Origin of the sequence: Kordiimonas aestuarii (genome assembly GCF_025574465.1) — a bacterium.
In the GTDB taxonomy this organism is placed as follows: domain Bacteria; phylum Pseudomonadota; class Alphaproteobacteria; order Sphingomonadales; family Kordiimonadaceae; genus Kordiimonas; species Kordiimonas aestuarii.
The window spans coordinates 254,569-267,537 of record NZ_JAOBPP010000021.1 but is presented as its reverse complement, the minus strand read 5'-3'; the positions used below and the strand labels follow the sequence as shown (position 1 = coordinate 267,537).

Below are 12,969 nucleotides of genomic sequence, written 5' to 3'. Positions count from 1 at the left end.
CCCACGGTGCGTTTGAAATGGCAACATGAATAAAAAAGGCCGCCTCGTGGGAATACGAGACGGCCTGATTTTTACTCAGTACACGCCAGAAACGGGCGAATACTCAAGTGATCTATGCAGCTTGCGCCGGGATGCGGCCGCGGGTATCGCCTTTGGTGTAGAAGGTCTCGCCCTTGTCCGCCATGTCACGCAGAAGCTGTGGCGGCGTGAAGCGCTCGCCGTATTCCTGCGCCAGACGGTCGGCCTCGCGGACAAATTCGTCCACGCCCATGGTATCAATGAAGCTGAACGGGCCGCCGGTGAAGGGCGCGAAACCCCAGCCGAAGATGGCGCCAATGTCGCCTGAAGCGGTGTCACGTAGCACGCCTTCTTCAAAACAACGGGCACATTCGATCGCCTGCCGCACCATTAGACGGGATTTGACTTCATCCACACTTGGCTGGTTCTCCGAGAGGGGGAAATGCTCACCAAGGCCCGGCCACAAGTGTTTTGAGCTGCCGTCTTCGGGGTACACGTAGGAGCCCTTGCCATTCTTGCGGCCGAATCGTTCAAGCTCGGTGACCATTTTTTCGACAAAGCCATCAGCAGGGGACGGCACATATTTGTCGCCGAGCGCTTTGCGGGTCGCCATGCCCACTTTGTAGGAAAGGTCGATCGCCACTTCGTCACCCACGGCCAAGGGGCCAACCGGCATGCCAGCCATCTTGCCTGCGTTCTCAATAAGCGCAGGGTTCACGCCTTCCTTGACCATGGCATAGCCTTCCTGCACATAGGTGCCGAAACAGCGGCTGGTGTAGAAGCCGCGGCTATCGTTCACCACAATCGGCGTCTTGCGGATCTGGCTGACATAATCAAGCGCGAGCGCGAGGGTTTCGTCATCGGTTTTTTCACCCATGATGACTTCCACAAGCGGCATCTTGTCTACCGGTGAGAAGAAGTGGATGCCGATAAACTGGTGCGGGCGAGAGAAGTTTTTCGCCAGCCCTGTGATCGGAAGGGTCGATGTGTTCGAGGCGAACACAATGTCTTTGCCAATAACAGCTTCGGTTTTCTCGGTGACATCTTTTTTGATGTCCTCGGCTTCAAACACAGCCTCGATGATCAGATCACAGTCCTTGAGGTCATCATAGTTGTCTGTCGCTGTGATGCGCGAGAGAAGCGCATCGCCCTTTTCCTGGCTGACCTTGCCGCGTTCAACACCTTTTTTCACCAGGTTGCGGCTATAGTCCTTGCCTTTTTCCGCAGCAGCCATGTCGCGGTCCAGCAGTACAACGTCCATGCCTGCCTTGGCGGAGACATATGCCACGCCCGCGCCCATCAGGCCTGCGCCCAGCATGCCAAGGCGTTTCACCGTCTTGCGCTCAATACCTTTTGGCCTGAGTGAGCCCTTCTCCACGGCCTGCTTGTTGATGAACAGGCTACGGATCATGTTGGGTGCCACAGAACCCGCGAGCAGCGTCATGAAATATTTGCTCTCGATGCGGATGGCGGTGTCAAAGTCAACAATACCGCCCTCATAGAGGCACGACAGGATCGCCTGCACAGCAGGGTAGTTGTGCTGGGTCTGCTTCTGCGCCATGGCGTTGGCCCCAATGAAGGTTTGTACGGCAGACGGATTCATTGCCCCTGCACCGCCCGGATATTTGAAGCCCTTTTTGTCCCATGGTGCGAGTGCACTTGGAGATTTTTTGACCCACGCCTTGGCTTTTTCAACAACCTGTTCCGTCGGCACCATCTCGTTGGCGATGCCAAGGCCAAGTGCGATCTGCCCGTTATAGGGCTTACCGGTGGTGATAGCCTGTGCCGCTGCCTGAATGCCGACAATACGCGGCAGGCGCTGTGTGCCGCCAGCGCCCGGCAGAAGGCCCACTTGCACTTCCGGGAAGCCAAGCTGCATTTTAGGGCTGTCGGTGATCACGCGGTAGTGGCAGGCAAGCACGAGCTCAAACCCGCCACCCAGCGCAAGGCCGTTCACGGCCGCTGCAAAAGCCTTGGTCCCCTGAAGCGCAAGCTCTTTACGTGGCTTACCGCCGGTCTCGATGAGGCGGAGGATCTTATTGAGGCGGAATGCGCCTTCAAAGGCTTGTTCCGGAGTCTGCTCGGCACCGGCTTGAGCACCCAGCATGTTAAGGTCAGCACCCGCAAGGAAAGCGTCCTTGCCGGAAGTGATAACAGCGCCTTTGACGGCATCGTCAGCCAGCACTTTGCCAACACAGGTTTCAAGGTCTTCGATCAGCTGCGCGTTGAACACATTCATGCCGGTGTTTGGCAGGTCAATGGTCAGAAGCGCGATGCCGTCGCTGTCTACTTCATAGCGAATGGTCTCGGTCATTGTGGTGTCTCCCTTCGCTCTCTTATACGCGTTCAATGATGGTGGCGGTGCCCATGCCGGCGCCGATGCAGAGCGTGGCGAGGGCAGTAGATTTTCCGCTGCGCTCAAGCTCGTCCAGCACGGTGCCGAGGATCATGGCGCCGGTGGCACCCAGCGGGTGACCCATGGCGATGGCGCCGCCGTTTACGTTGATGTCACTATGGTCGATATTGAGTGCTTCCATGAAGCGCAGAACCACTGACGCGAAGGCTTCATTCAGCTCCCAGACGTCAATGTCTGATGCGCTCATGCCTGCACGCTTAAGCACTTTCTGTGCAGCAAATTCCGGCCCGGTGAGCATGATTGTCGGCTCGGACCCGATCGATGCCATGGCACGGATGCGGGCGCGTGGCGTAAGGCCGAACTTTTCACCCATTTCCTTGGTGCCGACGAGAATGGCGGATGCACCGTCCACAATACCGGACGAGTTACCGGCGTGGTGCACGTGGTTGATACGCTCCACCTCGGGGTATTTTTGAATGGCTACATTGTCGAAACCAAATTCACCCATTTGCACGAAGGACGGCTTCAGCGCACCCAGCGACTGCATGGTGGTCTCGGGCCGCATGAACTCGTCATGGTCAAGCACGTTCATACCAACAACGTCTTTCACCGGCACGATGGATTTCGCGAAACGCTTCTCGTCCCACGCGGCTTTCGCGCGCTTCTGGCTTTCAACGGCGTAGGCGTCAACATCATCGCGGCTGTGACCATATTTGGTGGCGATAAGGTCGGCCGAGATGCCTTGCGGCACAAAATAGCTGTCGAAGGCTACAGATGGGTCAACCGGCCATGCGCCGCCGTCACTGCCCATGGGCACGCGGCTCATACTTTCTACGCCGCCGCCAATGGCCATGTCGGCCTCGCCAGACATCACTTTGGCCGCCGCAATGTTCACAGCTTCAAGGCCAGAGGCACAAAAGCGGTTGACCTGGAAGCCCGCCGTTGTTTCGGCATAGCCTGCGTTGATCGCTGCTACGCGGGCAATATCGGCACCCTGTTCTCCCACCGGTGACACACAGCCCAGCACAACATCGTCAATGTTAGCGGTATCGATGTCGTTACGGTCCCGTACTGCTTGCAATACTTGTGTCGCAAGCTGGATCGGCGTGATTTCGTGCAGCGAGCCATCAGCCCGGCCACGTCCGCGCGGGGTGCGCACGGCGTCAAAAATATATGCGTCAGTCATTTGTCTATAACTCCCTTAACTTCCCTTCAGGGATTTAGAAATTTGCGGCGTCGAGGGCCATGACCTCATCCGCACCGGCTTCGATCTCGGCCAGCATGGCTTTGATCTCGGGCATGCGGCGTTTCATGTAGTAACGGCCAGTTGTGAGCTTGTTCTCATAGAAGGTAGGGTCGCTTGTGTCGCCGTCCAGTGCATCCGCGGCAACTTTTGCCATCTGGGTCCACATCAGGCCGAGCAGCACATGCCCAAAGAGGTGCATGTAGGCCGTAGAACCCGCACCCGCATTGTCAGGGTTTTGCATGGCGTTCTGCATCAACCACATTGTGGCCTGCTGCAGGTCCTTGAGGCCAGCGCCAAGTGCATCGGTGAAGGAGCGCAGACGGTCGTCGCCTTTGGCATTTTCACGGATATCGGCGGCGTATTTGAAGAAAGCCTGAATGGCGCGGCCACCGTTGGCAGGTAGTTTGCGACCGACAAGGTCAAGCGCCTGAATGCCGTTAGCGCCTTCGTATATCTGAGCGATACGGGCGTCGCGCACAAACTGTTCCATACCGTGTTCGGCGATATAGCCATGACCACCGAAAATCTGCTGGCTGGAGACGCAGTATTCAAAGCCGCGGTCGGTGAAAACACCCTTGATGATCGGCGTCAGGAGGCTAACCATATCCTCCGCCGACTGGCGTTCTTCTTCGGTTTCCGCATTGTGGGCGAGGTCCACCAGCACACCGCACCAAAGCGATGCAGCGCGCGAGCTTTCATTAAACGCCTTGGCGTTCATCAGCATACGGCGAACGTCCGGGTGCACAATGATAGGGTCGGCTGGGCCGTCCGGGTTTTTGGTGCCGGAAATGGAACGTCCCTGCAGACGGTCCCGCGCATAATCGGCCGCGTTCTGGTATGCTACTTCCGAATTGGCAAGGCCCTGCATGCCCACACCGATGCGCGCGGCGTTCATCATAATGAACATGGACCGGAGGCCCTTGTTTGGTTCGCCGATCAGGTAGCCGCGGGCACCGTCATAGTTCAAGACGCAGGTAGAGTTGGCATGAATGCCCATCTTTTCTTCGATGGAGGCGGTGTTCACGTTGTTGAATTCACCCACGCTGCCATCATCGCCAACCTTGTATTTCGGTACGATAAAAAGCGAGATGCCTTTAACACCCTTCGGTGCATCGGGCAGGCGTGCCAGCACGAGGTGAATGATGTTCTCAGAGAGGTCATGATCGCCAGCCGAGATGAAGATTTTGGTGCCGGAGATTTTATAGGAGCCATCGTCCTGCGGTTCGGCCTTGGTGCGGAGCAGGCCGAGGTCGGTACCACAGTGTGGTTCGGTCAGGTTCATGGTGCCGGTCCAGGAGCCTTCCACCATCTTCGGCAGGTATTTTTGTTTTTGCTCGTCCGTGCCGTCAAGCGAGATCGCTGCCATCGCACCAGCGGAAAGACCGGGGTACATGGCAAAAGCATGGTTTGAGGAGATCATCATTTCTTCAAAGCAGAAACCGAGCACATGGGGCAGCCCCTGACCGCCAAAGTCAGGATGCTGTGTCAGGCCGGACCAGCCGCCCTCAACATATTTATTATACGCTTCCTTGAAGCCCTTCGGTGTTGTGACAGAACCATCATTATGGCGCGTACAACCCTCACGGTCGCCGGAATAATTCAGCGGCTGAAGCTCATTTTCACAGAATTTGGCCCCTTCTTCCAAAATGGCGGATACGAGGTCAGGGGTGACTTCCGAATATCCCGGCAGGTTTTGGTATTGGCCGATATTCAGCACTTCATTGAGCACGAAGCTCATGTCTTTCACGGGGGCGCGATATGTTGGCATATTTAAACCTCAACTATGTCAGTGTGATTATACGTCTATCAGATGTCATCTTTTGGGTGCGTACTGGCGCAGGGGTTCGCCGGTGTCACGGCGAAGCCACTGGTCCGATTCTTCAGAGCGCACGAGATTGGCGATCAAGGAACAGAAATCCTGAAGCTCGTCTATTGTGGCGTTGATGTCGTCGCGTTGTTCTTCGAGGGCGCGAATGCGGGCGCGGCATTTCTCGACAGTGACCGAACGTTGGGTCTCGCGGCCGTCGCCAAGGTCATAGAGATCGAGCATTTCGCCAATTTCCTGAAGCGAGAAACCGACCCGTTTTCCGCGCAGAATCCATGCCAGCCGGACACGGTCGTTGACGTGGTAAATGCGGTTCTGCCCCTGCCGCTCAGGCGTGAGGAGGCCCTGTTCTTCATAGTGTCTGAGCGTGCGCGGCGTAACGCCAAATTCGCACGCCAATTCCTTGATGGAATAGGTGACGCATTTTTCCGCTCGCATTGGTAACCTTCCCTTTAATGTGCTTCATTATCTAGTTAACGTTTACGTTAACGTCAAGATGGCTGCGCGGGAAATTTGCTAGATGCCTGCTTTCGCACTATATTTTCTGGACGTTGCAGTTTGATTTAAATGTTGTGCTGCTGACGCTGGGCGCAATATTGGCGCGACTCGATCATGAGGGAGGGGACTATGGCACCAAAATTCGAGAGTTTTCGGGAGTTTTTCCCCTATTATCTGGCGGAACATTCCGACCCGGTTTGCCGTGGTTTGCACTATGCCGGGACGATAATTGCGACCGCGGTTTTCATCTATGCGCTGGCCACCCAGACATGGTGGTTGCTGCTTGTGTATCCGGTTATCGGCTATGGTTTCGCCTGGGTTGGTCATTTTGTATTCGAAAAAAATCGCCCGGCGACCTTCGATTATGCCCGTTGGTCTTTGATCGGCGACTATAAGATGTTGTCCTTATGGCTGACGGGCCGCCTGGCACCTGCGATGGAAGATGCGCTGGCGCGTTATGGCCGACGTAACTCAAAGGGCGCGTCGAGCGCTGCATAGCGCTTGCGGTACCTGCCCGGATCATCATATATCTTCTGCAGAACAGGCAGCGCGATGGCGCTGCCCGTCACTTTTTATGGGGTGAGTAGTGCAGCAGGGAAGTATCTCGGACACACAAAAGTGCGCCTACATGCCGCGCGTCCTGTTTTCGCCAAAACCCAGCGCTGAAAGAATGCTGGCAACCAAACTGACGGGCTTTGTTGCGACTTACAAGCCTTTCAATGATCCATCGATCGATGCGGATGATTTTGATCTTGTCGTACCTCTGCGGCTTGATGCCATGCGTTGGTTGAACAGTGAAAGGGGGGCTGCGCTACGCAAAAAAGCGTTGCTGCCGCCAAACCGTGTCCTGGATCTGTGCGACGACAAACTTGAGTTCGCCCGGTTCCTGATCAAGCATGGCTATGGCGATAATGTCCCCTCGATCGAAGGACCGCTTGAATACCCCTATATATTGAAACGCCGGTCGGACGAATGGGGCAACCACAGCCATCTGATCAAAGATGCGGAAGATGAAAGTCGCCATGCAGCGCATATGGCGTCCGGGGCGTATTTTTGTCAGACCCTGATAACGGGGCATAACGAATATGCCACTCATATGTTGGTGGACGGCACCACCATCACCCATTGCAGCACCGTGCAGATACGCTTTGACGCCGACGATGTCGTGTTCCGGGAGGGCGTCAAACCGCTCGGATTTACCCGTACGGGCAGCGCGGATCATATCAAGTTGTTTGCAGGTATCCTCGTGCGGCTCGGGTTCGAAGGGTTGTGCTGTTTCGACTACAAGCTGGCGGGCGGCGTGGTGAAGATATTTGAGCTTAATCCTCGCTTCGGCGGTTCCCTCGCCTTTACACCCAACGGGGCGATTGCGAGCTATGCCAATATCGTTGCAAAACGCCTTCGGTCAGACGGGGATCGGTCGGTACAAAACACTGACTAACCCCCTATCTATTTGCATTCCTGCGCCACTTTAGGTAGGACAATGACATAACCCTGTCGCTGGCCTTTTGGGATCAGTCTTCATATGCCGCTTTACCTACCCATCGCCGAACTTTCGATGAATGTCTTCGTCGTTCTTGGCATGGGTGCGATTGTCGGCTTTCTCTCCGGTATTTTTGGTGTTGGGGGCGGCTTCCTGATGACGCCGCTGCTGATCTTTGCTGGCGTCCCGCCTACCGTTGCGGTGGCTACCCAGTCCAACCAGATCACCGCCGCCAGCGTTTCTGGTGCACTTGCGCACTGGCGGCGACAAGGCGTTGACGTTAAGATGGGCTTCGTGCTGATTATCGGCGGCGCGGTTGGTGCCTTTGTCGGCGCGCAGGTGTTCACTTATCTGCGGCTTCTGGGGCAAGTTGATCTGATGATCTCTATTGCCTATGTGTTGTTCCTGGGCTCAGTCGGGGGGCTGATGCTTTGGGAAAGCCTGCGCGCGATTATGCGTCAGCGCCGAGGTGTCGAACCACCCCGCAAGCCCCGCGAAGAACGCCACAAGGCCTGGATACATGCCCTTCCGTTTAAAATGCGTTTTCGTAAATCGCATCTCTATATTTCTGCGCTCCTGCCGTTGGCCGTCGGCTTCTTTGTTGGCCTTTTGTCCGCCATTATGGGAGTGGGCGGCGGCTTTGTGATGATTCCGGCGATGATCTATCTGCTGGGCATGCGGGCAAATGTGGTTGTCGGTACGTCCTTGTTTCAGATTATTTTTGTTACGGCGCTGACGACGATATTTCATTCGGTCAACACGCAAACAGTGGATATCTTCCTGGCGCTTCTGCTGTTACCTGGTGCGGTTATCGGTGCACAGCTTGGCGCGCGTATCGGGCTGAAACTGAAGGCAGAGCAGTTGCGGGCCCTTCTGGCGCTGATGGTGCTGCTGGTTTGTGTGAAAATGGGCCTTGGTCTGGTGGTGGAGCCATATGAGCGATACTCGGTCGCGGAAGTAACCCAGCTTGAGGGCATCAAATGATGCGCAAGGCCCTCCTTATGATATCAATGGTGATCGGCTTCGCGAATGCTGCCAACGCGCTGGTCACGGACCTCTCTAACCGGCGTATTGAGATCCGCTATAGCTTCAATGGCGCAGACCTTATTCTTTTTGGTGCGGTGGGGGCTACAAGCATCAATACATATAATGATGCCTATGACGTGGTGATCGTTGTGCGGGGTCCCGAAGCGCCAACCATTGTGCGTCACAAGGAGCGGGTTGGCGGCATCTGGGTCAACACAAATGCCATCCGGTTTCCTGCCGCGCCAGGTTACTACGCGGTGGCGGCGTCACGACCCCTTGAGGAAATCGCGACGCCTGTTGCGTTCGCAAGTTACGGCATCGGCTTCAAGAATTTACCGCTGGTCGCGGACAGCGGCACCGGCCGTGGCCTAACCGTTCCACCGATTGCATTCCGCGATGCGCTCTTTCGCCTGCGGGCAAGCGAAGGCCTATACCGGCAGGAAATTGACAGTGTGAGCGTGGTTGACGAAGGCCTTTTCCGCACAGATATCCATCTGCCGGCCAATGTGCCAATTGGCAATTTCATCGTCGAAACGTTTGTCTTCCAGAAAGGCAGCATGAAGGCCCGGCACCGTATCAACATGCATGTGGACAAGGAAGGTTTTGAACGCGCGGCCTATACCTTCGCGCACGAATGGCCGTTTTTTTATGGCCTTGTCGCGGTGATTGTTGCGCTGGGCGCGGGCTGGCTCGCGGGCATTCTGGGTAAAAAATAGCGGGTGCTACCGGCCCTTCCTGATCTCGTAAAGATATTTGCCGTCTTCGACGCGCGCCATGATAAGCGTGTGACCTGCCATGGAACAAAAGGCTGGCATGTCATGTACTGACGTCGGGTCAGAGGCGATGACCAGAAGCATGTCGCCTTCGCTAATTTCATCCAGTTTTCGCCGTGCCCGAAGCACAGGCATGGGACAGGCAAGCCCCGTTGCGTCCAGCGTTGCTGCGAAGCGCTCTTCAGATTGTTCCATGATACCCAATACCCTGTATACCGGTCCTAGATCCGGCCGCGAAAAACTTGCGCGCCGATACATTCCAGATTAATCGCGATTTCTCAATAGCGCGTTAACAGGCAGGGTTTTCGTCTGCGGTATATCTGGGTGGTTGCGGTCTAATCGTCCAGAATGCCGAGCCGCATGGCGCTGGGCAAAATTTCTCGCGTCGATGTAACAGCCAATGCTTCCTTAAGTTCCTTGATATGGAAAGAAACTGTTGGCGCGCTCACACCCAGTCGCACGGCGATCTGTCCGTTTGTCAGCCCCGCATTCAGCTGCTGGAGTACTTGATGCGGCCGGCCTTTGATGCCAAGGCGTGCGGCACGTTCTATCCGTTCAAGGGGCTGATAGAAGGTGTGCATGTAGATGGAGGCCAGGTGCACCTCATCGCCATGCATCTTCATGATTTCCTGTAGCTTGTCGATGCGATGTACTGCATGCAGGGTTACCTCCCCGTGCCCGCGACCGAAGGCGTGCCTGAGCGGAAAACCGACAGCGGAGAAAATGCCGTAATGTTCGGCGCGCTGCAGGATGAAGTCGAACCCCTTGAAGTTCGGGTCCTTGGGGTCGAGAAGTTCCCGCGCCATGTAGAGAGGCTGCATGGAGCGTTTCTCGATCTGATGGATCATCGGGTCCACTTTTTCATAGTGGCGGCTCTGATACTCCTCAACGCCTTCTTTGGGCATACTGGTAATCCAGGTACGCCCGGCAAGCGAGACCCGCACATGGGTGTCCTTGCCGTTTTCTTCTTCCACCGGGGTGTTGATGGGGGCGTAAGAATAGCCATAGGTCGCGCACTTGAAGCCCCGGTCTTCGATGAAGTCGAGAAAATGCTGCCAAACATCATGGCTCGTTATAGCTGTTTCCAACTGGCCAATGAGGGTGCTCACATTGTCCACAAACAGTCTCCAACTGGTGATCGGCTCTTTTACTTTAGCGCAAATTAGTGCACGATCACGGATTTCAAGCAAGTGAAAGATAGATGAAAAATTCAAGAATAGCCAAAAAAGTGGGACAGTTTCCCAAAAGTAAAGCCCGCCCCTTGGGTGAAGGGGCGGGCTGGTGACCGGGATTGGGTATGTCCCGGTCGAAAGGACAGGCCGGTTGGGTGCCGGGTGCTGAGAGATGGCCCGTCCTTAACTCGAAACAGAAACTAGTGGACGACGCTGCCCTCGGACTTGAAACAATCTGCGGCTTTGGCAGCCAGTTGCTCATGGATGGCGAGCCAGAGGTCGAAACCTTCCTCGTCGCCGATGGCCTTCATCTTTGAGAGAGCCTCATCAGCATAGACCAGCGCTTTCGGACCCAGGTTTTGCAGCAGATTGTCGGCGACAAGGCCGAAATAGAAGGTTGGGTCAAAAGGCAGTGACTGTTGCATGATACGGATCCTCTGAGCAGCGTGTGAAACTTGCTACCCATAAGAGCAACAGCCGTGCCAGTTTAAAGGGCCAAGGCTTTTCAACGGATTGCCACGTGTTGCCCTTCGGTTGGCACGTCGGGCGGGACAAAGCTGCCGGGCAGGGTCTGAACACGCCCGGTAAGGCTTGCCGTACCATGATGAAACAGGTGGTCAGATCAGGGGCAGGAGGTTGGGGGCATGCCGCCACGGTTGGACCGCATCAAGGCGCGGCATGACCGCAACGGACAGTCCAGAGAGGCGCCGTAGCTCATCAGCTGTCGCATCCAGGGGCGGGTTGTCGCCCGTGCTTTCACTCATGACAATCGCACGCACCACAAGGCCGCGCCCCTGCATGGCTTCGAGCGTCGCCAAAGTGTGGGAGATGGTGCCAAGGTAACTGCCGACCACCATCAGGGATGGCAGCTCAAGCGCTTTGATCCAGTCAGCAACCAGTGTTTTTCCGGCCAAGGGAACAAAGGAACCACCGACTCCTTCGATTACCGTGAAGGGGTTGTGGTCAAGCGCCGCCCTGCAGGTTTTGATCAGCGCGTCCATATCAAGTGTGCGCCCCTCAAGTGCGGCGGCCATGGCTGGAGCAAGGGGCGCGCGGTACCGGAAGGGCGACATCTGGTCAACGACCTCAGGCGTCATCTCCAGACCAAGCCCGTCTGCTATGACCGCGGTGTCGCTACCCTCCATCGTGTCATCCGTCACACCGCTGATAATTGGTTTAAGCGCCGCGACAGGCCTGCCTGCCGTGCGCAACTGATGACACAGTGTGGCGGTGACCAGGGTCTTGCCGATTTCGGTGCCGCTCGAGGTGATGAAAAGCCCGCTCACGATATCCCCCCCAGCCCCAGTTTTTTGCACGCGGCGATCAGGCGCTCAACGTCGTGATCACGGTGGCTGGCGGAGAAACTGAAACGCAGACGCGATGTGCCTTCGGGCACGGTCGGTGGCCGGAAGGCGATAACCTTGAAGCCGACGTCAGCAAGGTTGGCAGAGGCGTTGAGCGCGTCAGCTTCTGTACCAATGACAAGCGGTACGATCGGCGTATCAGGTTTTGGCAGGCCCATGGCGTGTGCAAAACGCTGCGCAAGCATTGTGGGGCGGGTGACAAGTGCGCGGTCATGTTCGATAAGGTCCAGCGCCTTGACGGCAGCACCCACGGCAGCAGGCGGCAGGCCCGTCGTATAGATAAAGGGCCGCGCGCGGGTGCGCATCAGGTCTGTCACCGGCTTGCTGGCCGCGAGATACCCGCCATAGGAGCCAACGGCTTTGGAAAGCGTGCCCATTTGCAGGGGCACAAGGCCTTCAGCGCCGCAAGCATGCGCGCTGCCGCGCCCACCACCAATGGTGCCAAGCGCATGGGCATCGTCATTCATCAGCCATGCGTCATAGTCAGCCGCGAGCAGGCCTAGTTCCTTGAGTGGCGCGATGTCGCCGTCCATCGAATAAACGCCGTCTACCACAATGATCACACGGCTATGCTTGGCCCGTTCTGCCTTCAGGATATCGTGCACATGTGTGACTTCACTGTGCGGGAAGAAACGGACGGTGGCACGGGAAAGCTGCATGCCCGCATGGATGCAGGTATGTACCAGTTCATCGGCGATGATCAGATCGTTCTTGCCGACAAGGGTAGGGATGATACCCACGTTTGCCAGATAGCCAGATCCAAAGACGCAGGCGTCTTCAGTACCCTTGATCCGCGCGAGGCGTTTCTCAAGCTCCGTATAAAGCGGGTGGTTTCCTGTCACCAAGCGGCTTGCGCCGGCACCGGCGCCAAAACGGTGGGCGGCTGCGGCAGCCGCTTCCACCACATCGGGGTGGGTGGAAAGGCCAAGGTAATCATTGTCGGTGAAGCTGATCAGCTCGGGTCCGCCATCCACATGCATGCTCATGGCGCCTGCGCGCGCGCTGGTGACAAGGCAGCGGCGCTGGTTCTTTGCCTCCAATGCGTCGAGCTTGGTGGTCGCGAACGCGTCTAGGCTTGACGGGGCTTGCTCAAATCTTTTCATGGATGTTGGCTTTAGGCGCTGGAGCGCGCCTCGTCAAGCAAGCATACACAAGGTCACGCTTAGGTAATTTTACTTGACTTGCCCCCTCCCAGCCGCGATTTTCCC

At 56.5% G+C, this 12,969-nt stretch carries 13 protein-coding genes; 4 read left to right on the top strand and 9 right to left on the bottom strand.

The annotated features are described in order from the left end of the window. Positions 1-112 precede the first annotated feature (112 nt). The 4 genes from OEU85_RS13890 to OEU85_RS13875 are packed head-to-tail and all read right to left on the bottom strand — an operon-like array spanning position 113 to position 5,883. Positions 113-2,332 (bottom strand): 3-hydroxyacyl-CoA dehydrogenase NAD-binding domain-containing protein, encoded by a 2,220-nt coding sequence (locus OEU85_RS13890; RefSeq protein WP_262692104.1) that lies wholly within the window; start codon positions 2,330-2,332, stop codon positions 113-115. 22 nt (positions 2,333-2,354) lie between these two features. After that, entirely contained in the window at positions 2,355-3,560 is a 1,206-nt protein-coding gene (locus OEU85_RS13885; protein WP_262692103.1) for an acetyl-CoA C-acetyltransferase, read from the bottom strand. Positions 3,561-3,594: 34 nt separating this feature from the next. Beyond that, positions 3,595-5,388, bottom strand: coding sequence for an acyl-CoA dehydrogenase C-terminal domain-containing protein (locus tag OEU85_RS13880; protein ID WP_262692102.1), 1,794 nt, complete (start codon positions 5,386-5,388; stop codon positions 3,595-3,597). A 45-nt stretch (positions 5,389-5,433) separates the two neighbouring features. Continuing rightward, entirely contained in the window at positions 5,434-5,883 is a 450-nt protein-coding gene (locus OEU85_RS13875; RefSeq protein WP_262692101.1) for a MerR family transcriptional regulator, read from the bottom strand. Positions 5,884-6,072: 189 nt separating this feature from the next. On the opposite strand from OEU85_RS13875, the gene OEU85_RS13870 reads away from it, so the two are divergent. From OEU85_RS13870 to OEU85_RS13855, 4 genes are all read left to right on the top strand, one after another. Beyond that, entirely contained in the window at positions 6,073-6,441 is a 369-nt protein-coding gene (locus tag OEU85_RS13870; RefSeq protein ID WP_262692100.1) for a DUF962 domain-containing protein, read from the top strand. Positions 6,442-6,613: 172 nt separating this feature from the next. Further along, positions 6,614-7,384, top strand: a complete 771-nt coding sequence (locus tag OEU85_RS13865) for an ATP-grasp domain-containing protein (protein WP_262692099.1) — start codon at positions 6,614-6,616, stop codon at positions 7,382-7,384. Between the two features lie 84 nt (positions 7,385-7,468). Then, on the top strand, positions 7,469-8,410 hold the full coding sequence (locus OEU85_RS13860; protein WP_262692098.1) for a sulfite exporter TauE/SafE family protein: 942 nt from the start codon (positions 7,469-7,471) through the stop codon (positions 8,408-8,410). Then, positions 8,407-9,168, top strand: a complete 762-nt coding sequence (locus OEU85_RS13855) for a TIGR02186 family protein (protein ID WP_262692097.1) — start codon at positions 8,407-8,409, stop codon at positions 9,166-9,168. Before OEU85_RS13860 ends, OEU85_RS13855 begins: the two co-directional genes overlap by 4 nt. 6 nt (positions 9,169-9,174) lie before the next feature. Here OEU85_RS13855 and OEU85_RS13850 read toward each other — a convergent pair whose 3' ends face one another. The 5 genes from OEU85_RS13850 to OEU85_RS13830 form a co-directional block, all read right to left on the bottom strand. Further along, positions 9,175-9,420 carry a sulfurtransferase TusA family protein gene (locus OEU85_RS13850; protein ID WP_262692096.1) on the bottom strand — a complete coding sequence of 82 codons (246 nt, stop codon included), beginning with the start codon at positions 9,418-9,420 and terminating at the stop codon, positions 9,175-9,177. Positions 9,421-9,560: 140 nt separating this feature from the next. Beyond that, positions 9,561-10,343 carry a helix-turn-helix transcriptional regulator gene (locus OEU85_RS13845; RefSeq protein WP_262692095.1) on the bottom strand — a complete coding sequence of 261 codons (783 nt, stop codon included), beginning with the start codon at positions 10,341-10,343 and terminating at the stop codon, positions 9,561-9,563. Between the two features lie 254 nt (positions 10,344-10,597). After that, entirely contained in the window at positions 10,598-10,822 is a 225-nt protein-coding gene (locus tag OEU85_RS13840; protein WP_262692094.1) for a hypothetical protein, read from the bottom strand. Positions 10,823-11,014: 192 nt separating this feature from the next. Next, entirely contained in the window at positions 11,015-11,683 is a 669-nt protein-coding gene (gene bioD / locus OEU85_RS13835) for a dethiobiotin synthase (RefSeq protein WP_262692093.1), read from the bottom strand. After that, on the bottom strand, positions 11,680-12,864 hold the full coding sequence (locus OEU85_RS13830) for an aminotransferase class I/II-fold pyridoxal phosphate-dependent enzyme (protein WP_262692092.1): 1,185 nt from the start codon (positions 12,862-12,864) through the stop codon (positions 11,680-11,682). Before OEU85_RS13830 ends, bioD begins: the two co-directional genes overlap by 4 nt. Positions 12,865-12,969: the final 105 nt, after the last annotated feature.